The sequence below is a fragment of the Streptomyces sp. MS191 genome (assembly GCF_008042125.1).
Lineage (GTDB): Bacteria > Actinomycetota > Actinomycetes > Streptomycetales > Streptomycetaceae > Streptomyces.
In genome coordinates this window covers 115,743-135,925 of the sequence record NZ_RDBI01000054.1, presented here as the reverse complement: position 1 = coordinate 135,925, position 20,183 = coordinate 115,743, and the positions used below count along the sequence as shown (strand labels likewise).

General features: G+C 72.8%; 14 protein-coding genes. 5 read left to right on the top strand and 9 right to left on the bottom strand.

The window, feature by feature from the left end:
* Nucleotides 1-3: 3 nt before the first annotated feature.
* From EAO71_RS23620 to EAO71_RS23610, 3 genes are all read left to right on the top strand, one after another.
* Entirely contained in the window at nucleotides 4-417 is a 414-nt protein-coding gene (locus EAO71_RS23620) for a roadblock/LC7 domain-containing protein (RefSeq protein WP_147980024.1), read from the top strand.
* A 93-nt stretch (nucleotides 418-510) separates the two neighbouring features.
* Complete coding sequence (locus EAO71_RS23615; RefSeq protein ID WP_147979831.1) at nucleotides 511-1,050, top strand: DUF742 domain-containing protein; 540 nt, start codon at nucleotides 511-513, stop codon at nucleotides 1,048-1,050.
* On the top strand, nucleotides 1,031-1,612 hold the full coding sequence (locus EAO71_RS23610; RefSeq protein ID WP_017235983.1) for a GTP-binding protein: 582 nt from the start codon (nucleotides 1,031-1,033) through the stop codon (nucleotides 1,610-1,612). The genes EAO71_RS23615 and EAO71_RS23610 overlap by 20 nt, the downstream gene beginning before the upstream one ends.
* A gap of 196 nt (nucleotides 1,613-1,808) precedes the next feature.
* On the opposite strand, the gene EAO71_RS23605 is transcribed toward EAO71_RS23610, so the two are convergent.
* From EAO71_RS23605 to EAO71_RS23590, 4 genes are all read right to left on the bottom strand, one after another.
* Nucleotides 1,809-2,006 (bottom strand): acyl-CoA carboxylase subunit epsilon, encoded by a 198-nt coding sequence (locus tag EAO71_RS23605; RefSeq protein WP_147979830.1) that lies wholly within the window; start codon nucleotides 2,004-2,006, stop codon nucleotides 1,809-1,811.
* A 14-nt stretch (nucleotides 2,007-2,020) separates the two neighbouring features.
* Nucleotides 2,021-3,604: an acyl-CoA carboxylase subunit beta gene (locus tag EAO71_RS23600; protein ID WP_147979829.1), complete on the bottom strand. Its 1,584-nt coding sequence runs from the start codon at nucleotides 3,602-3,604 to the stop codon at nucleotides 2,021-2,023.
* Between the two features lie 143 nt (nucleotides 3,605-3,747).
* Nucleotides 3,748-6,093: a polysaccharide lyase 8 family protein gene (locus tag EAO71_RS23595; RefSeq protein ID WP_147979828.1), complete on the bottom strand. Its 2,346-nt coding sequence runs from the start codon at nucleotides 6,091-6,093 to the stop codon at nucleotides 3,748-3,750.
* Between the two features lie 131 nt (nucleotides 6,094-6,224).
* Entirely contained in the window at nucleotides 6,225-10,079 is a 3,855-nt protein-coding gene (locus EAO71_RS23590) for an endo-alpha-N-acetylgalactosaminidase family protein (protein ID WP_147979827.1), read from the bottom strand.
* Nucleotides 10,080-10,419: 340 nt separating this feature from the next.
* Between EAO71_RS23590 and EAO71_RS23585 the strand changes: the two genes are divergently transcribed.
* Together EAO71_RS23585 and dnaN are read left to right on the top strand one after the other, a co-directional pair.
* Complete coding sequence (locus tag EAO71_RS23585; protein ID WP_147979826.1) at nucleotides 10,420-11,037, top strand: YceI family protein; 618 nt, start codon at nucleotides 10,420-10,422, stop codon at nucleotides 11,035-11,037.
* Nucleotides 11,038-11,200: 163 nt separating this feature from the next.
* Nucleotides 11,201-12,331: a DNA polymerase III subunit beta gene (dnaN, locus tag EAO71_RS23580; RefSeq protein WP_147979825.1), complete on the top strand. Its 1,131-nt coding sequence runs from the start codon at nucleotides 11,201-11,203 to the stop codon at nucleotides 12,329-12,331.
* Between the two features lie 48 nt (nucleotides 12,332-12,379).
* Here the strand turns inward: dnaN and EAO71_RS23575 are convergent, their stop codons facing one another.
* The 5 genes from EAO71_RS23575 to EAO71_RS23555 all read right to left on the bottom strand — a co-directional run.
* The gene (locus tag EAO71_RS23575) at nucleotides 12,380-13,717 is read right to left on the bottom strand and encodes a hypothetical protein (protein WP_147979824.1); all 1,338 of its coding nucleotides are present in this window, start codon (nucleotides 13,715-13,717) and stop codon (nucleotides 12,380-12,382) included.
* A 59-nt stretch (nucleotides 13,718-13,776) separates the two neighbouring features.
* Complete coding sequence (locus EAO71_RS23570) at nucleotides 13,777-16,122, bottom strand: glycoside hydrolase family 3 protein (RefSeq protein ID WP_261992310.1); 2,346 nt, start codon at nucleotides 16,120-16,122, stop codon at nucleotides 13,777-13,779.
* Between the two features lie 50 nt (nucleotides 16,123-16,172).
* Complete coding sequence (gene cimA / locus EAO71_RS23565; RefSeq protein ID WP_147979822.1) at nucleotides 16,173-17,789, bottom strand: citramalate synthase; 1,617 nt, start codon at nucleotides 17,787-17,789, stop codon at nucleotides 16,173-16,175.
* 402 nt (nucleotides 17,790-18,191) lie between these two features.
* Complete coding sequence (locus tag EAO71_RS23560; RefSeq protein ID WP_147979821.1) at nucleotides 18,192-19,526, bottom strand: MFS transporter; 1,335 nt, start codon at nucleotides 19,524-19,526, stop codon at nucleotides 18,192-18,194.
* A 75-nt stretch (nucleotides 19,527-19,601) separates the two neighbouring features.
* Nucleotides 19,602-20,183, bottom strand: a 582-nt coding sequence (locus EAO71_RS23555) for a TetR/AcrR family transcriptional regulator (RefSeq protein ID WP_261992309.1), incomplete at its 5' end; no start/stop codon positions are given.

Genomic DNA, 20,183 nt, shown 5'->3' with positions numbered 1-20,183 from the left:
AGCATGAGCCAGGCGGCGCAGAATCTGAACTGGTTGATCACCAACTTCGTGGACAACACCCCCGGGGTGTCCCACACTGTGGTGGTCTCCGCCGACGGACTCCTGCTGGCGATGTCCGAGGGCTTCCCCCGTGACCGAGCCGACCAGCTGGCGGCCGTCGCCTCCGGACTGACCTCGCTGACCGCGGGCGCGTCCCGGATCTTCGAGGGCGGTGCGGTCAACCAGACCGTCGTGGAGATGGAGCGCGGCTTCCTCTTCATCATGTCGATCTCGGACGGCTCCTCGCTGGCCGTGCTCTCGCACCCGGAGGCGGACATCGGCCTCGTGGGCTACGAGATGGCGTTGCTGGTGGACCGGGCGGGCAGTGTTCTGACACCTGACCTCCGCGCGGAGCTTCAGGGAAGTCTTCTCAACTAACAGACAGACAGTGCGTTTCGCGCCACCGCACCGTAGGGTGCGGTGGCGCGGTTCCACAGGGACATGGACCGCGAGGCAGTCGGAGGAGGAGACGTGGGAACACCCCCGGGCGGAAGTCCGTTCAATGGTTTTGGTGGTCAGCAGCCGCACGGTGATGCCGGACAGAACCACTTCAACTTTCCTTCCGCGCCCAGCAGACAGGGTGTACAGCAGCCCTATCAGCAGCCCCAGGCCCAGCAGTCGCCCGTGGGCGCGCCCGGCGCCTCCCGCGGTGCGGGCGGTACGGGTACGCACAACCCGCTGGTGCGTCCCTACGCGATGACCGGCGGCCGTACCCGGCCGCGCTACCAGCTCGCCATCGAGGCGCTGGTCAGTACGACGGCCGATCCGGCCCGGTTGCAGGGGCAGTTGCCCGAGCACCAGCGGATCTGCCGACTGTGCTTCGAGATCAAGTCGGTCGCCGAGATCTCGGCTCTTCTCTCCATCCCCCTCGGCGTTGCCCGGATCCTCGTCGCCGACCTGGCGGAGGCCGGACTTGTCGCCATCCACCAGCCCGGCGGCGACGAAGCCGCCGGCGGTCAGCCAGACGTGACACTGCTCGAAAGGGTGCTCAGTGGACTTCGCAAGCTCTAGCGGCGGCGCGGCCCGTTCAACCACCAGCGCGAAGATCGTGGTGGCGGGTGGCTTCGGCGTGGGCAAGACCACGTTCGTCGGCGCCGTCTCGGAGATCAACCCGCTGCGTACCGAGGCCGTGATGACGTCTGCGTCCGCGGGCATCGACGACCTCACGCACACCGGCGACAAGACGACGACGACCGTCGCCATGGACTTCGGCCGCATCACCCTGGACCAGGACCTGATCCTGTACCTCTTCGGTACGCCCGGTCAGGACCGCTTCTGGTTCATGTGGGACGACCTGGTCCGCGGCGCCATCGGCGCCGTCGTCCTGGTCGACACGCGCCGCCTCGCCGACTGCTTCCCGGCCGTCGACTACTTCGAGAACTCCGGGCTGCCGTTCGTCATCGCCCTCAACGGCTTCGACGGGCACCAGCCCTACCAGCCCGAGGAAGTCCGCGAGGCCCTCCAGATCGGCCCGGACACCCCGATCATCACCACCGACGCACGCCACCGCGCGGACGCCAAGAGCGCCCTCATCACGCTGGTGGAGCACGCCCTGATGGCACGTCTGCGGTAACCGTCCCCCCGGGTTCCGCGAGAGGCCCCCGCAACCGGTCCGGTTGCGGGGGCCTTCGCGTGCCCCGGACGGTCGGCGCCGCCGGGCGTGCCCGGTGTCGGGCGGGCGGTGACGGCGGGGCGCCGCGGCGGGACGTCCGGCATGCCGAAGGCCCCCGTCTCCCGGGAGGGAGGCGGGGGCCTTCGGGTCTGCGCTGTCAGCCCTGCCAGGAGTGGGAGGGGCGGAAGCCCGACTGGCGCTCCAGGCGGCGCCAGCCGGCCGTGGAGGGGGCGTGGGAGGACGTCTCGGCGGGCTGGGAGGCCGCCCGGGCGAGCAGCACCGCGGTGATCGCGGCGAGCTCCTCGGGGTCGGCGTGGCCCTTCTCGACGCGGAGAAGGTTGGCAGGCGTGGTCACGTCAGTGGCTCCTCTTACTGAGGCGGGTTGCCGTGCTTGCGGGACGGCAGGTCGGCGTGCTTGGTGCGGAGCATGGCGAGAGACCTGATCAGGACCTCACGCGTCTCGGCGGGGTCGATGACGTCGTCGACCAGACCGCGCTCCGCGGCGTAGTACGGGTGCATCAGCTCGGCCTTGTACTCCTTGACCATGCGGGCCCGCATGGCCTCGGAGTCCTCTGCCTCGGCGATCTGCTTGCGGAAGATGACGTTGGCGGCACCTTCGGCGCCCATCACCGCGATTTCGTTGGTGGGCCAGGCGTACGTCAGGTCGGCGCCGATGGACTGGCTGTCCATCACGATGTAGGCGCCGCCGTACGCCTTGCGCAGGATCAGCGAGATCCGGGGCACGGTCGCGTTGCAGTACGCGTACAGCAGCTTCGCGCCGTGGCGGATGATTCCACCGTGCTCCTGGTCGACGCCCGGGAGGAAGCCGGGGACGTCCAGAAGAGTGATGATCGGGATGTTGAAGGCATCGCACATCTGGACGAAGCGCGCGGCCTTCTCGGACGCCTCGATGTCCAGGACACCGGCCAGCGACTGGGGCTGGTTGGCGACGATGCCGACGACCTGGCCGTCCAGCCGGGCCAGGGCGCAGATGATGTTGCGGGCCCAGCGCTCGTGGATCTCCAGGTAGTCGCCCTCGTCGACGAGCTCCTCGATGACCTTGTGCATGTCGTACGGGCGGTTGCCGTCGGCCGGCACCAGGTCGAGCAGGACGTCCCCGCGGCGGTCCGCCGGGTCCTCCGAGGCGACCGTAGGCGGGTTCTCGCGGTTGTTCTGCGGCAGCATCGACAGGAGGTAGCGCACCTCGGCGATGCAGGTCTCCTCGTCGTCGTACGCGAAGTGCGCGACGCCGCTGGTCTCGGCGTGCACGTCCGCGCCGCCCAGACCGTTCTGGGTGATCTCCTCGCCGGTGACCGCCTTGACGACGTCCGGGCCGGTGATGAACATCTGCGAGGTCTCGCGGACCATGAAGACGAAGTCCGTGAGGGCCGGGCTGTAGGCGGCGCCGCCGGCGCACGGGCCGAGCATGACCGAGATCTGCGGGATGACGCCCGAGGCGCGGGTGTTGCGCTGGAAGATGCCGCCGTAGCCGGCGAGCGCCGAGACGCCCTCCTGGATACGGGCGCCGGCGCCGTCGTTCAGCGAGACGAGCGGGGCGCCCGCCGCGATGGCCATGTCCATGATCTTGTGGATCTTGGTGGCGTGGGCCTCACCCAGCGCGCCGCCGAAGATCCGGAAGTCGTGCGCGTAGACGAAGACCGTGCGGCCCTCGACCGTGCCCCAGCCGGTGATGACACCGTCGGTGTACGGCTTGCGGGCCTCCAGGCCGAAGCCCGTGGCGCGGTGCCGGCGCAGCTGCTCGACCTCGTTGAAGGAGCCAGGGTCGAGCAGCAGCTCGATGCGCTCGCGAGCGGTCAGCTTGCCCTTGGCGTGCTGGGCCTCGGTCGCCCGGTCGCTCGGTCCGCGGCGCGCCTCCTCGCGGAGTGCGTGCAGCTCGGCAACACGGCCACGGGCGTCGGTCGGCTCGCTCGGGATCTGGTCCACAACGGTCATGTACCGACCCTACGAAGCCGACCAAGGAAATCCCGCCGTCGACTCCGTACAGTCTCCCGCGCGGATTCCTGGTGGGGCTGGACAGAACCATGCCCCCACCCGGCCGAGTCGACAGCCAGACACCCCTGGCGTTTGTAGGATCCTTACACAAGCACCGTGCACTGGTGGGTGGCTCCGGCGACTCCCGGCGTGATCGTCAGCCGGAGGGACCGCCCGGTGGACCGGACCGCCACCGAGGGGTCGTGGCCGATCACCCGGCGGGCCGGCCCGTCCCAGACGACCTCGAAGGGCTGCCCGGTACGGGGCGGCTCGGAGATCCGGAGGTCGAGGACCGATCGGCGCCGGCGCACCAGCACGCTCGCGGGGGCGGTGACCGTCAGGCGCCCCACGGTACCGGCCCGCCAGAAGTTGGCGGCCGTCAGCCCCAGGGACGGGACGGCGACCGCCTGCCGGTCCGCCGTGTTGTCCAGGATCGTCAGCCAGCCGCCGTCGGCCGCCCGGGCGGCCAGGGCGCGGCGGGAGGCCCCGGGCATCAGCAGGTACGCGTACGAGGCGTCGACCGGGTCCGTGCCGTGGTCCAGCCAGAGCGTCTGGTAGCCGCGGGTGCGGCGCTCGGTGGAGCTGGTGGTGTTGATGTCGCTCCAGGCCCCGGTCCGTTCCTCGCGCAGGGTGCGCAGTCCGGCCGTCCCCTCGGGGAGGACCCAGCCGCCGTGGCCCTCCAGGTGCGCCCACCGGGCGCCGGTGGTGAGGGGCTGGGCGCGGTCGTCGGCGAGGAGGCGGTTGTCGACGACCGTCTCCACGGGGACTCCGTCGGCGGCGGTGATGCCGGCCCCGAGGCAGATGACCGTGTCGGCGGCGCAGAACCAGGACTTGCGGGCCTCCAGGGTGGAGCCGAGCCCCTTGACGTGCTGCCCGACGGCGGCGAACTCGCCGTCGGTGGCGCCGCCGACCCACTGCACGGCGGGCCGGTGCGCGCCCCACTCGCCGCCCGCGCGGTCGGCGAGCCGCCGGGTGGAGACGGTCGTGCCGGGCAGCCGGTAGGGGTCGACGGTGGGCCAGAACCAGTCGGTGTACTGGGCGTCGGATCCGGCGCCCGGGCCCCACCAGTAGAGCATCCCGGCCCCGGTGTGCCAGCCGCGCGGGTTCTCGCCGTTGCCGCACTCGTAGGAGGAGACGCGCTCCGAGGCCATGGAGATGTTGGCGGCCCAGCCGGGGCGGCGGTGCACGGCGCGGTCCATGGCGGCGAAGAGGGTGTGGCCGGTGGGTTCGGGAGCGGCCGGGACGGGGGCGGTGGCGACCGCGTGGAGCCGGGCGAGGTCGGCGACGCCGAACTGGCGGGCCGTGAGGACCGGGGTGACGGTGTCCCGTTCGATCCAGCCCTTCACGCGCGCGTGCCACCGGTCGCGTTCGGCGGCGCTCGCGCCGCCGGCCAGGAGGGCGATGGCGGCGATCAGGCCCTGGCCGTGGAAGTGGTCGGAGCGCATGATCTGCCGCTCGTCGCTCTTCAGGTAACCGCGGCTGATGGCGCGGCCGTTGACGCTGTCCATCATCAGGCCGTTGTAGATCAGGGGCGCGTAGGCCTTCTCGACGCTGTCGAGGATGATCTGGCGGTTCGGGTCGGTGACGGCCCACGTGGAGCCGGCGAGCAGGGTGAAGAGCCGGCCGAGTCCGTCGAGCATGACCTGCCCGTAGGTGCCCGAGTAGGCCACCCAGGTGTGCTGGATGAAGGAGCCGTCGGCGTACAGGCCGTCGCCCCGGGTCACGTACGGGAAGACGGGCGAGAGCGCGTCGCGGGCCAGCGCGGTCTTGGCCGGGGCGGCCCCGAGGATGCCGCGGAGGGCGACGGAGCGGCAGAGGTCGACGCGGTTGGCCCCGGTCGAGGTGCCGCTGTAGTCGGTGAGCACGGTGTCGGGGACGAAGTGGTCGACGGCGGCACACGCGGCCTCGATCCGTTCGGCTCCGAGGTGGGGGTGGAGGACGGCGACGATGTCCATGAGCAGCCGGGGGCTGCCGATCTGCCACTCCCACCAGTTGCCGTAGCGGACGGTGGTGGCGTGGTAGACCCGCGCGGAGAGGTGGTCCAGGCCGCGGACGATGTCCGTGAGGAGGCCCGGGTCGCCGGTGAGCCCCGTGCCGGGCTGGGCGTACGCCTGCGTCATGGTCCACAGGCGGCTGTACGACTGGGTGATGCCGGACGGCGGGTCGAAGGCGTAGCCCGGCCACAGGGAGGTGTCCGTCGGGGCCATGGAGGCCCGGAAGGCGCGGGCGAGCGCGCCGGTCTCGGCGAGGCGGGTGGCGTACGGCTCGGCCCCGGCGTCGAAGCCGGAGCCGAGCTGGATGCCGACCCAGCGCTGCCGCAGCGCCTCCGACTCCTCGGCGAGCGAGGCCGGCTCCGCGGCGCGGGCGGCGGGGAGCGGGACCGCGAGGGTGGCGGCGGTGGCGGAGGCGGTGAGCAGGAAGGTGCGTCGGGACCAGGCGGGGACGGGCACGGGGAGCCTCCCGGGGGAAGTGGTGTAGACCGGTTGGGGCCGGTCTAACACCGGCTCTCCGACGCAATCAATGAGCACCGCACGACGGGGCGGAAGCGCTTTCCGTCAACTCCCGCCCCGCCGCGCCCTGCTCAGCCGGAGCAGTGGAAGCGCGCGTTCCCCCAGTCCGCGTGGTCGTTGCCGTTCCCGTCGCCGCCGTCGCCGGCGACCAGGTCGACGTAGGAGGCCCCGGTGACGTCGGCCGTCAGCGACCAGGCCGGGTCGGTGGCCTTGAGGACCGGCGACTTCACCTTCTCCGTACCGTCGGCGAGGACGCTGAACTGCACGGTGCCGCGGGTGGCCTGGACGTCGTCCACCCCGACCTCGGCGGTGAAGGAGCGGCAGGAACCACCCAGGTAGTAGCGCACCGTGGCCGGGGCGTGGGTGCCGAGCCCCTTGGCGTAGGCCACTCCCCCGATCCGCAGCGGGCTGCCGTCGCCGCTGCCGGTCTCGCCGTTGGACAGGTCCCGCTCCACCGGACCCCAGCCGTTGGCCGACGACGTCCAGTCCAGGTCGCTCGCCCAGCTGTCGGTGGCGGGCGGCGGGGGCAGCGTGCGGACGGTGGTGGTCGCGGTCAGCTTCCGGGCCTGGCCGCCGACGGTGTACGTGACCGTGGCGTCGAGCGGGTAGCCGCGGTAGGCGGCGTCGACGGGCGGGGTGACCTTCCAGGTGGCGGTGGCCTCGGCGCCCGCCGCGACCGTTCCGACGACGACCGGGGCGGCCGGCTCGGCGGTCCAGCCGGCGGGCAGCGCGAGGGCCGCGGTGACGGCGTCGACCGCGCTCGCCTCGTCGTTGGCGAAGGTGGCGGTGACCTCGTTGGCGCGGCCCGGCTCCAGGGTGTCCGGCGCGGTGAGGCCGAGGGTGCCGCAGGCGGCCCGCTCGGGGGCGGGGCCCAGGTCGGTGACCGTGAAGCCGTCGAGGACGAAGTCGGCGCCGTCGGGCGCGTCGCCGCGCTTGCGCAGGCCGGTCCAGGTGTCGCCGCAGCCGGCGGTCACCGTCTGCGCGAAGTGGGCGGTGGTGCGCTGCTGCCCGATCGGGGTGCGGCGAGTCTCGACGGACGGCCCGTCACCCCGGGTGCGGTCGTAGCCGGTGACCCACTCGTAGGCGCCGGCGTGGCTGGACTGGTAGTCGTACTCCACCCGGTAGGAGTGCCCGTCCTCCATCGGGACGGTCCAGGGCGCGGTCCGGTACACGAGGCCGCTGTTCTCGTCGTGCGACTTCAGGGACTCGGCGCCGTCGACGACGTCGTCGACGAGCTTCCCGTTCCAGCCGGCCCTGGTGTACGGGGCGTGCAGCTGGGCGATGTGGGTGCGCGGGTCGGTCGTGCCGCCGGCATCGCCCTTGAGGAAGGGTCCCCAGCCCTGGTCGACGGCCTCGAAGTCCTCGTGGACGACGGCTCCGGTCCTGGCCGCGGGGGCGCCGCCGACGATCCGGACGTCGTCGATGCGGACGGCGGCGGCGCTGCCGGCCGCCGCCTCGATCCGAAGCGCCGCCGTCCCGGTGGGCGGGGCGGTGAAGGTGACCTTGGCGCGCTGGAGCCGGGTGCCGTTCCAGTCGGAGGCGGCGACCCGGTCCTCGAGGGCGGAGCGTGCGACGGTGACGGAGCCGCCGGCGATGGCCAGCGTGGTCGGCCGGGTCTTCCCGGGCTCGACCTCGACGAGGGCGGAGGCCGTGTACCGCTTGCCGGGGACGAGTCCGGTGATCTGCTGGCGGACCGAGGCGGTGGCCGCGCCGGTGAGCCTGGCGCTGTTGCGGCCCTGGCCGTCGGTGTCGCGGGCGACCGTGCCGGTGGTGGCCCAGGCGGAGAGCCGGGCGTCGTTGAACCCGGGGTCCCTGACCGGGGTGCCCTCGCCCCAGCGCGGGTCGCGCGGCTCGGGGGCGCGGTCGGGGTAGAGGACGTAGGGCTGTCCGGCGGCCGCGTCGAGGGTGATCCGCCCGCCCGCGGGCCGGACGGTGCCGGTCTTCACCCGGCCGTTGTCCGTCAGCCGGTAGACGGTGTACGAGCCGGTGCCGGCGACGGCCCAACTGCTGCTGCCACCCGTCTTGTTGTAGTGGTAGAGCTTCTTGCCGCCGTCCCAGGGCAGGAGGTAGGACTCGCCGTCCAGGACCTTGCGGCCGTGGTCGTAGAAGGTGCGGCGGCCGTTCTCGACGGTGCCGCGGACCTCGCCGGTGAAGGTGATGTCGTTGCCGTTCCAGCGGGTGATGCGCTGCTGCTGGAGGTACTTGGCGGGCAGGTTCTTCTGCCAGACGTTCGCGGTGAAGCGGTTCCAGTCGGTCTCGCCGGTCCAGCCCTCGAAGTCCACCAGGGCGGTCTGGCCGAGGACCGGGTGGGCGTTCCAGACGTCCTTCTCGCCGTTGCGCACGAAGCGGACGATCTGCGAGTTGAGGCCCTTGTTGGTGGCGCCGCCGTAGTCCAGGTCGTTGGCCCAGTGGGACCACAGGGAGGCCCGCTCGAACTTCTCGGACCACTCGGTGGCGACGTTCCAGCCCTGGGCCTGGACGGCCTGCACGGTCTTGTCGGCGATCCAGCCGTGGGTGTAGTAGACGTCGATGTAGAGCATCGACAGGTTCGGGTCGGTCTCGTCGCGCAGCTGCTGGAAGCGGCGGGCGAGGTCACCGCTGTTGATGTCCCGGCGCTGGTCGATGTAGTAGCTCTGGTTGAGCCAGTTCCAGCCCGGCTTGGTCTTGTCGACGAGGGTCTCGCTGAAGTTCCTCGCCTCGGGGTAGGCCTCGGTGGCGTTGACGTGGACGCCGAAGCCCGCGCCCCACTTCTTCCCCTCCTTCAGCAGCTTGTTGAGGTCGGCGAGGCCGCCGGCGCGCTTGTTGTAGTTGCCGCCGTAGTCGGGGTGGGCGGAGTCGTGACCCTCGGAGCCGTACCCCTTGAGGAGGGCGAACTGGCCGAGGCCGTCGGTGGCGAGCGAGATCCGCTTGACGTCGTCGAGGGTGCGCAGGAAGGGGTGGGTGGCGTTGCTGGCGAAGTTGAACGGGATGTGGGCGATCACCCGGTCGGGGGTGGCGTCGCTGCCGGGGGCCTTGATCCCGATGGTGCGGAAGGCGATGGCGCCGTCCTGCCAGTCGGTCCGTCCGTCGGCGTTGGCGTCGGGGGTGACGACGACCTTGGCCCAGGGCAGGCCGGCACCGCTCTCGGGCCGCGGGGCGCCTTCGCCGCGGTAGGTCCACTGGCCGGACCAGACGCCGACGCGGGTCTCGGTGCCGTTCTTGCGCGCCTGGTGCCAGAAGCGGGCCCCGTCGCGGGCGGAGGCGCCGGCGGGCTTGTCGTAGCTGGAGTTGGACTCGACGGCGGCGGCGAGGGAGCCGGTGTTGACCAGGGCGTAGCTGGCTCCGACGGGGTTCGCCTCGGCGGCGGTGGTGTCGGTGACCGCCGCGAAGACGTCCGCGGTCCGGGTGGAGTCGGGGTCGAGGCGGGTGAAGGCGGTCTGCGCGCCGCCGTCCGCCGATCCGACGGAGACCAGGTCGTGCCCGGGTATGTCGAGGGTCCCGACGCGGAAGGCGGCGGTGTCGCGGACGGCGGTGACCTTGAAGGTGGTCGTCCGGTCGGCGACCCCCAGGCTCGCGTCGATCTCGACCCCGGGAAGGTCGGGGAAGGTCAGGGTGTACGCGGCGGCGGCCGCGGTCAGGACCGGGGCGCCCTGGGCGCGGACGGGGTACGCCGTGCCGTTGAGGACGACCTGGGTCACCGGGGCCGTGCTGCCGAGCAGGCGGGCGCCGGTCGCCCTGTCCGTGTACGACAGGACCCGCGGGAAGTCCTCGGCGACGGCGACGGACAGCCGGTCGGAGCCGATGACCAGGGCGGCGCCGGCGGCCTCCGCGGCCACCGGCGCCGCCGCCGGTTCGGCGAGGGCGGGCCCGGACAGGGCGAACACGGCGGATGAAGCGGCGGCGAGAGCGCAGGCCGCACGGACTCTTCGCGACTTGGGGAGGGACATGGGGACTAGTTGGCCCGGGCGGCACGGGACCGTCAACGAGATGGCGGCACGGCGGCCCCGGCAGTCCAAGAACCGCCGTCGCTTAGTCCAAGTCCGGTCGCGGGAGGCGGGCCGTGGCCCGGGATCGCGGGGCGTCGGACGGGCCGGACGGCCGGTGGTTCCGCGGCCCGGGAAGCGGGGCGGGTCGGGCCGCGGGAAGGGCCGCGGGACCGGGAAGCGGAAAGAAATCCAGAAGATGTTGAACTTTGAACGGAATGGGTCTACAGTCAATCTCGTTGAAGGTTCAACCGAACCGAACACAAGTGCCGCCTCCCCGCGCACCGTCCCCAAGGAGCACGTCATGGGCATCTTCAGCCGCAAGAACGACACCGCCGCCACCGCCACCGCCGTCGCCACCCTCCCCGTCGACCCGGCCCTCGCCGCGCTGACCGGCGAATACACCATCGACCCGGCCCACAGCAGCATCGGCTTCACGGTCCGCCACGCGATGGTCACCAACGTGCGCGGCTCCTTCGGCGAGCACGAGGGCACACTGTCGCTGGACGGCTCGAACCCGGGCGCCTCCGCCGCCTCGATCGACGTCACGATCGCCTCCATCGACACGGGCATCGCCGACCGCGACGGCCACCTGAAGAGCGGCGACTTCTTCGACGCCGAGCAGTTCCCGCTGATGAGCTTCCGCTCCACCGAGGCGGCGCAGCTCGGCGGCGACAAGTACCGCGTCACCGGCGACCTGACCATCAAGGACGTCACCCGCCCGCTCTCGATCGACCTGGAGTTCAACGGCACGGCCACGGACGTCTACGGCAACGAGCGCGTCGGCTTCGAGGGCTCGGCCGAGATCCTGCGCTCCGACTGGGGTCTGACCTGGAACGCGGCCCTGGAGACCGGCGGTGTGATGGTCAGCGACAAGGTGAAGCTGAACTTCGACATCTCCGCGATCAAGAACGCCGCCTGAGCCCCGCCGCCCCCTGAGGGGCGAGCTCACCGAGCGCGCCCGCCCTCCGCATCAGCGGAAGGGCGGGCGCTCGGCGTTCCGCCGGCCGTCCCGGCACCGGACCCCACCGGGCCGGCCGCGCGGGCCGGGGGCGTTGTCAGTGGCGTTGGCTAGCGTCCGCGCCATGGAATTCCGTATCGACAGCAGCGCGTTGACCGAAGCCGTGGCCTGGGCGTCCCGCGTCCTGCCCGCCCGCTCGCCCGTACCCGTGCTGGGCGGGCTGCTCCTGGAGGCGGCGGACGGCGGGCTGCGGATCTCCGGCCGGGACTACGAGGCCTCGGCCCGCGTCGAGCTGGCGGCGGACACCGACCGGGACGGCCGGGCCCTCGTGCTGGGACGCCGGCTGCTCGACATCTGCAAGGTGCTCCCCCGGGGCACGGTCGAGTGCGCGATCGAGGGGGCGCGGCTCTCGGTGACCGGCGGCGGCGCCCGGTTCGGGCTCTCCCTGCTGCCCCTGGACGACTACCCCGCGCAGCCGGCGCTGCCCGTGTTCCGGGGCACGGTGGAGGCCGGGGCGTTCGCCCAGGCGGTCGCCCAGGTCGCGGTGGCGGCGGGCCGGGACGACTCGCTGCCGGTCCTGACGGGCATCCGGCTCGCGCTGGACGGCACCACCATGACGCTGGCCGCGACCGACCGGTACCGCTACGCGGTGCGGGCGCTGGAGTGGAAGCCGGAGCCCGTCGAGAACGCGGCGGGCGCGGACGGCGCCGCGGCCGAGGGGATCGACGTGGTGGTGCCCGCCCGCCGGCTGACCGAGATCGCCCGTTCCCTGACCACGGCGGAGCCGGTCCGGCTGGCCCTGGACGCCGGCTCGATCGGCTTCGAGAGTGCGCGCACCCGCACCACCACCCGGCTGCTCGACGGGCGCCTCCCCCGCCACGAGAAGCTCTTCACGCTCGGCGGGCACGCGGTCGCCGAGACGGCGCTGGCGCCGCTGACGGAGGCGGTGGGCCGGGTCGCGGTGGTCGCCGAGGGCGACAGCCCGGTCCAGCTCCACTTCACCGAGGACGCCGTCCACCTGCGGGCGGGGTACGAGGACGACGTGGCCTCCCAGCGCCTGCCGGCCGTCCTGGAGGGCGCGGAGTCCCTGACGGTCGCCTTCCATCCCGGGTACCTGCTGGACGCGCTGCACAGCTTCGCCTCGGACTCCGTCCGCTTCGGACTCCTCGGACCGGGGCAGCGCGCCCTGCTCACCGACGCGTCGGGCACCGCCCACCGGCACCTGCTGATGTCGGTCCGGGCGCCGCTGGTGTGACCGGCCGCGGCCGGGGCGATCCCCGACCGCGGCCGACCGGTGTCGACGTCAGAACCCGCCGCCGCCGTCGAACCCGCCGCCACCACCGAAGTCGCCGCCGCCGCCGAAGTCGCCCGAACCGAAGTCGCCGGAGCTGAAGTCACCGCCGGAGAAGTCGCCGCCCTGGAAGTCGCCGCCGCCGTACTCGGAGGCGTAGGCCGGGGTGGCGAGCATCGAGCCGAGCATGGTGCCGACGAGGAGGCCGGGGAGCATGCCGCCGAAGTAGCCGCCCGCCCAGGGGCCGTAGGCCGGGCCCGCCTCCCAGTACGGGCGGCGGACGCCGTCGGCGTCGACGGTGCGGGTCATCGGGTCGCGGCCGTCGTCCAGGCGGGCGGCGTCGGCGGCGCAGACCGGCACCTCGCGGGTGGCGCCGCCGGCCGGGGTCCAGACGCGGTCCTCGGTCGAGGGGCCGTGGCGCGGGTCGAAGAAGCACGGGGACCGGCGTTCGGGCAGGGGGAGGGACTCCCGCCGCGCGGCCAGGACCGCGAGCGAGAACCGGCCGTCCTCCAGCTGCTCGGTCACCGGCCGGACGTCGTGCGGGCGGGTGGCGGAGCCCATCAGGGACTTGGCCTTGTCGTAGGCGTCGAGGGCGCGTTCGTAGTCGCCGCGCATGGCGTCGTCGGCGCCGGGCTCGGCCGGGTGGAAGTCCAGGTGCTCCAGCTCCTCGCCGAAGGCGGTGATGTCCTCGTCGACGACGACCCGGAGCTTGTCGAGGGCCGCTCGCTCCTCGGCCTCCTTGCGGAGGCGGTTGCGCCGGGTGATCGCGTAGGCGCCGGCGCCGCCCGCGACGACGACCGCGCCGAGGGTGATCAGTCCGCCGACCGGAACGCCGTCACTCGAGCCGCCGACGCCGCTCCAGGAGGCCGGGGCGGAGCCGCGCATCGTCGGCAGGGCCTGGTCGACGAAGTTGTTCAGCTCGGTGACGGCGTCCACGCCGGGCTGGCGCACCGAGGTGACGAGGTTGTCGACGGCGGCCCGGGACATGACCGCGCGGTCGGCGCCGGCGTCGAAGCCGTCGCCGAGGCGGACCGCGTAGAGGCCGGTCACGCCGGTCTCGGTGCGCAGGTTCCGCAGCAGGTTGCCGGCCGGGAACTGGTCGTTCGCGGGCAGGACCGCGACGAACAGCGCCTTGTCCGCGTCCTTGATCTTCCGGGCGAGGGCGTCCGCCTGCGCGGGGGACATCTGGTCCGCCGCGCCGGGGTCGACGTAGACCGGGCCCTGCTTCAGCGCGTCGGCGGCGTCGGGGATCCCCGTGGCCCTGGCCCCCGCGGTCGGGGCCAGGACCAGGAGCAGCAGCAGCATGAGCAGTCCGCCGACGGCCGACAGCACGGGAATCCTCGTCCTCATACCACCTCGATTACCCCTAAAGAGGCACATTCAGACCTGTCGATCGGACGGCTGTACGGTCAGGGCGCGACGGCCCTGGTGGTGAGACCCCAGCCGTACGGGAACTGCGGGTCGTAGCCGCGGTCGCCGGCGTTCAGCGGCAGCTGCTCGGCGGAGCGCGGCCAGGACACGGGCAGGCGCCCGGAGAAGGCCCGCCTGCCGTAGAGCACGTCGGCGACGCCGTCGCCCTCGCTGCCCGGCAGCCAGGAGGCGACCAGCGCGTCGATCCTTCCGAGCCGGTCGCCGAGGAGCTGCGGCCGCCCGGACACGACCAGCACCGCGCACCGCATCGCGGCGCAGACCCGGTCGACGGCCTTCCCGTCGTCCTCGGACAGTTCCAGGTCGTGGCCGTTGACGCCGACGTCGCCGACCCCCTCCGCGTACGGCGTCTCGCCGACGACGACCACGCCCACGTCGTGTCCGGCGGTGGGCGCCGAGGCGTCCTCGGAGTAGGTGACCCGCGCCCGCGGATCGGCTCTGCGGATGCCGTCCAGGATGGTGGTGCCCTGGATCGCCCGGTCGCCGGCGCCCTGCCATCCGACGGTCCAGCCGCCCGCCTGGTGGGCGAGGTCGTCGGCGTTGGAGCCGGCGACGTACACCCGCTGCCCGGTCCGCAGCGGCAGCAGGCTCCCGCCGTTCTTCAGGAGGACCTGCGAGCGGGCGACGGCCTCCCGGGCCGCGGCCCGGTGCTCGGCGGAGCCGATCCCGGCCAGGTGGGTGGTGTCGGCGTACGGCTTCTCGAAGAGCCCGAGCCGGAACTTCTGCTCGAGCACCCGGCCGACGGCCTCGTCGATCCGGGCGGCCAGGATCCGGCCGGCGGCGACCTCGTCGACGACGGTCCGGCCGAACTCCTTGTACGTGAGCGGGGCCATGTTCATGTCGATGCCGGCGTTGACCGCGTCCCGCACGTCGCTGACGGCGTCCCCCGGCATCTGGTCGACGGCCTCCCAGTCGCTGACGACGATGCCCCGGAACCCGAGCTCGCTCTTCAGCAGGCCGCTGATCATCTCGCCGTGGGAGTGCATCTTCACCGGCCCGCCGCGCTCCCCGGTCAGTTCGAGCGAGGAGAAGGAGGGCATGACCGCCCCCGCGCCGAGGCCGATCGCCTGCCGGAAGGGGGCGACGTGCACGGCGTCCAGCTCGCCCCGGTCGATCCGGGTGACGCCCTGGTCGATGAGGTACGGCGGACGGCCGGAGCCGTAGGCGGTGCCGCCGTCGCCGACGAAATGCTTGGCGGTGGCGAGCACCTTGTCGTTGCGGGCGAGGTCCCGGCCGTCGGCGGCGCCCTGGAGCCCCCGGACGGCGACCGCCAGCGAGGAGACGAGCTCCGGGTCCTCCCCGAAGGACTCGTAGGTGCGGCCCCAGCGCACGTCCCGCACGACGCACACGCAGGGCGCGAAGTTCCAGGCGATCCCGGTGGCCCGCACCTCCTCGGCGGTGATCGCGGCGAGTCGCTCGACGAGAGCGGGGTCCCGAGCGGCGCCGAGCCCGATGTTGTGCGGCATGACGGTGGCGCCCCGCACGAAGGAGTGTCCGTGCACGGCGTCGGTGGCCAGGAGCAGCGGGATCTGCAGCCGGGTGGCGCGCGCGTACCACTGATAGGTGTCGGTGACCTTCCGCCAGGCCGCCGGGGGCTGCGCCGGTGAGCCGGCCGCTTCCGCCTCGTAGATCACCGAGCCCAGGGCGTAGGAGGTGATGTCCTCGTGGGCGGCGAGGGTGTTGCGGCCGGCCTGGGTCATCTGGCCGGCCTTCTCGGCGAGGGTCATCCGCCCGAGGAGGTCGGCGACCCGCTCCCGGACGGGGAGTCCCGGGTCGAGGTACGGCAGCCCGTGCGCGTCGACGACGACCACCGGGTGGCGTTCGGGGCCCGCGGCCCCGGTGACGTCGAGGGCGACCGGGACGGCCTCGGCGACCTCGGGGACGCGGTCGCGGAGGGTGGCGACCGCGACGGTCCGTACGGCTCCGGGCCGGCTGCCGGCGGGGAAGGTGACCGTGCCGGAGGCCGCCCGGTAGTCCCGTCCGGGCGAGGCGGCCGCCGCACGCGTGACCGGACCCGGCGCGGCCGCCGCCCCGCCGCGCGCCGACGGGCCGGGGCCGGTGGCGCGCGCGGGTGCGGAGGTCGTCCACCGGACCGTCACCGGGCGCGCCAGGGGGCGGGCCGCGTCGACGGTGAGACGGATGCGGGCCGTGCCCCCCTCGGCCACGGTGGTGACCGGGGAGGCGGTGACGCGCACCGGGCCCGGGGGCCGTGCGGTCGCGGGCCCGGCGGCTGTCGCTGTCGCGGTGAGGCATCCGGTGAGGACGGCGCCGGCCGCGACGGCCGCCGCCGTGCCCGTCCGCGCCGCACGGAAGATATGACCAGTCATATCGGACATGCTGGGGTGTACCGGGCCCGGAGAACCGGTACGACGCGCGGCTACTCGGCCGGGTCGATGCCCACCCGCAGCAGTCCGTAGGTGAAGGCGTCCTCCAGGGCCTGCCAGGAGGCGGCGATGACGTTCTCGCCGACGCCGACGGTCGACCACTCGCCGTTGCCGTCGCTGGTGGTGATCAGGACCCGGGTCGTGGACTCGGTGCCGTGGCGCCCCTCCAGGATGCGGACCTTGTAGTCCACCAGCTCGAACTTGGCGAGCTGCGGGTAGATCCGCTCCAGGCCGACCCGCATCGCCCGGTCGAGGGCGTTGACGGGTCCGTTGCCCTCGGCGGTGGCGACGATCCGCTCGCCCTTGGCCCAGAGCTTCACGGTGGCCTCGTTGGCGTGGGTGCCGTCGGGCCGGTCCTCGACGATCGCGCGCCAGGACTCCGTGCGGAAGTAGCGGCGGGCCCGGCCCTCCGCCTCCTCGCGGAGCAGCAGTTCGAAGGAGGCGTCCGCGGCCTCGTAGGTGTAGCCCCGGAGTTCGCGCTCCTTGACCCGCTCGACCACCCGGCCGACGAGCTCGCGGTCGCCACCGAGGTCGACGCCCAGTTCCTTGCCCTTGAGCTCGATGGAGGCGCGTCCGGCCATGTCGGAGACGAGCATCCGCATGGTGTTGCCGACCTGCTCGGGGTCGATGTGCTGGTACAGGTCGGGGTCGACCTTGATGGCGGAGGCGTGCAGTCCGGCCTTGTGGGCGAAGGCGGAGACACCCACATAGGGCTGGTGGGTGGAGGGCGTCAGGTTGACGACCTCGGCGATGGCGTGGGAGATCCGGGTCATCTCGGCGAGCGCGCCCGGGGGCAGGACCGTCTTGCCGTACTTGAGTTCCAGGGCCGCGACGACCGGGAAGAGGTTGGCGTTGCCGACGCGCTCGCCGTAGCCGTTGGCGGTGCACTGGACGTGGGTGGCGCCGGCGTCGACGGCGGCCAGGGTGTTGGCGACGGCGCAGCCGGTGTCGTCCTGGGCGTGGATGCCGAGTCGGGCGCCGGTGTCGGCGAGGACGGTGGCCACCACGGCCTGGATCTGGGCGGGGAGCATGCCGCCGTTGGTGTCGCAGAGGATGACGACGTCGGCGCCGGACTCGTGGGCCGCGCGGACGACGGCCTTCGCGTACTGCGGGTTGGCCTTGTAGCCGTCGAAGAAGTGCTCGCAGTCGACGAAGACCCGGCGGCCCTGGGAGCGCAGGTGCGCGACGGTGTCGCGGACCATCTCCAGGTTCTCGTCCAGGGTGGTCCGCAGGGCGAGTTCGACGTGCCGGTCGTGGGACTTGGCGACGAGCGTGATCACCGGGGCGCCGGAGTCGAGGAGGGCCTTGACCTGCGGGTCGTCGGCGGCGCTGCCTCCGGCCCGGCGGGTCGCGCCGAAGGCGACGAGCTGTGCGTGCCGGAAGTCGATCTCCTGCCGGGCACGGGCGAAGAACTCCGTGTCACGCGGGTTGGCGCCGGGCCAACCGCCCTCGATGAAGCCCACGCCGAACTCGTCGAGGTGCCGCGCGATGGTCAGCTTGTCCGCGACGGTGAGGTTGATGCCCTCGCGCTGCGCCCCGTCGCGCAGCGTGGTGTCGAAGACATGGAAGCTGTCGTCGGGACGCGGGCTCGCGTCGGTCTCCGTGGTCATGACTGTGATGGCTCCTGTCGGATGTGGCTCCGGAAGGTATGGATCCACTTGCCCCCATTTTCACGCGCCGTCCGTCTCCGGCCGTGGTGGGGCCGGAAAACGAAAAAACCCCTCGCGGGTGCGAGAGGTCTGCGCGCGGGTCTGGGGCACGGTGTCCACTGCCGCGGGGATCGAGCCACGGGTCAGCGGTCACTGCGGACCGGCGCGCTGCTGCCGATAATCATGGTGGTAGCGAGCACGCCCGCAGTCTCCCACACCGGCCCCGTCCCGTGGACACGGATCTCACGATGCGGTCAGCCCGCCGGACGGCCGCCCCGCCGCGGCCCCGCGCGAGGAGGCGCGTGACCGCGCCGGAGCGGCCCCCGGTCCGCCGGGAGACCGCGTGCCGGCWGCGGCGAGGCGTCAGCGCGAGGCGGCCGGGGTCTCCGCCCGGTCCCGCGGGGGGACCGGCGCGTCGGTGCGGCCGACCCGGCCCAGGTCGATGTCGCGGGTCTCGCGCATCGTCAGGTAGACGATCAGCGAGACGGCCGCGCAGCCGGCCACGTACCAGGAGTAGCCGGACTCGATCCCCGCGTCCTTGAACCAGAGCGCCACGTACTCCGCCGTGCCGCCGAAGAGCGCGTTGGCGACGGCGTACGGCAGGGCCACGCCCAGGGCGCGGATGCCGGTCGGGAAGAGCTCCGCCTTCACGCACGCGTTGATCGAGGTGTAGCCGGTGACGACGACCAGCGCGAGGAGCGAGAGGCCGAGCGCGGGCCAGAACGAGCCGGCGTGCCGGAGCATCGTCATGATCGGCACGGTGAGCAGCGTGGAGCCGACCGCGAAGGTGATCAGCAGCGGGCGGCGGCCGATCCGGTCGGACAGCCGTCCGGCGAGCGGCTGGAGGCAGGCGAAGACGATCAGCGCGCAGAAGGAGACCAGGGTCGCGGTCTGCTTGGGCAACCCGGCGGAGTTGGAGAGGTACTTGGTCAGGTAGGTGGTGTACGTGTAGTACGCCACGGTGCCGCCCATGGTGAGGGCGACGACGAGGAACGCCTCGCGCCGGTGCGCCCAGAGCGCCTTGATCGTGCCCTTCTCGCCGCGGGCGACGCCGTCGTCCGCGGTCTCCTCGTAGACGTCGGTCTCCAGCATGTTGCGCCGCAGGTAGAAGACGACGGCCGCGCCGAGCGCCCCGATGACGAACGGGATGCGCCATCCCCAGCTGTGCAGGGCCTCCGCGGACATCGTGCGCTGCAGCACGATCTGCAGGCCGAGACCGACGACCTGGCCCGCGGTCATCGACACGTACTGGAAGCTGGAGGCGAAGCCGCGGTGCTCCGGGGCGGACGCCTCGGTGAGGTACGTGGCGCTGGCGGCGTACTCGCCGCCGACCGACAGGCCCTGGAGCAGCCGGGCCACCAGGAGGACGGCCGCGCCTCCGTAGCCGGCGACGGAGTAGGTGGGGGCGACGGCGATGAGCAGGGCCGACGCGGACATCAGCGRCACGGTGAGGGTGAGCGCCGCCTTGCGGCCCTTGCGGTCACCGACCCGGCCGAGCAGCCAGCCGCCGACGGGCCGCATGAAGAATCCGACGGCGAAGATGCCCGCGGTGTTCATGAGTTTGGCGGTGTCGTTCCCCTCGGGGAAGAACGCCCCCGCGAAGTAGGTCGCGAAACTCGCGTACACGAACCAGTCGAACCACTCGACCATGTTGCCGGCCGAGCCGACCCAGATCTTCTTCCAGTGCTCTCGTCCCATGGACCGGAACCGTGCCGGAGGACCGGGACGCGCAACAAGGGTGTAGCACGCAACGATCGGGAGTACTTACGTGCCTTACGGTCGCGCCAGCAGGCTCTGTTCGACGAACTCCCGTACGTGTTCAAGGACCTGGTCGCGCCCGAAGCCGGGGATGCCGACCGCCACGTGGACGCTGAACCCGTCGAGCAGGGCCCGCATCCGGGTGGCGAAGCGGTCGGGGTCCACGGCCCGGAACTCGCCGCGGGAGACGCCCTCGGCGAGGAGCGCCACCAGGTCGCGGTGCCAGGCCCCCTCGATGGCGGCCTGCCGCGCGCGGGCGTCGTCGCCTGCGCCCTGGTACCGGTTCCAGACCTCCAGCCAGAGGGTCCAGTGCGGGTCGCGCGGACCGTCGGGGACGTAGACGTCGACGTAACCGTCCAGCCGTTCGCGGGCGGTACCGGGCCGGGACAGCAGCGCGCTGCGCTCGGCGCCGAGGCGCCCCTCGCTCCACTCCAGCGTCTGCAGCAGCAGCTCGTCCTTGGTGCGGAAGTAGTAGAGGAGGTGCCCGCTGCTCATGCCGACCTCGCGCCCCAGCCCGGCCATGGTCAGCCCGTCGAGTCCGCGCGCGGCGATGGTGTCCATGGCGGCGGCGAGGACGTCCTCGCGAGGCGGGGCGGC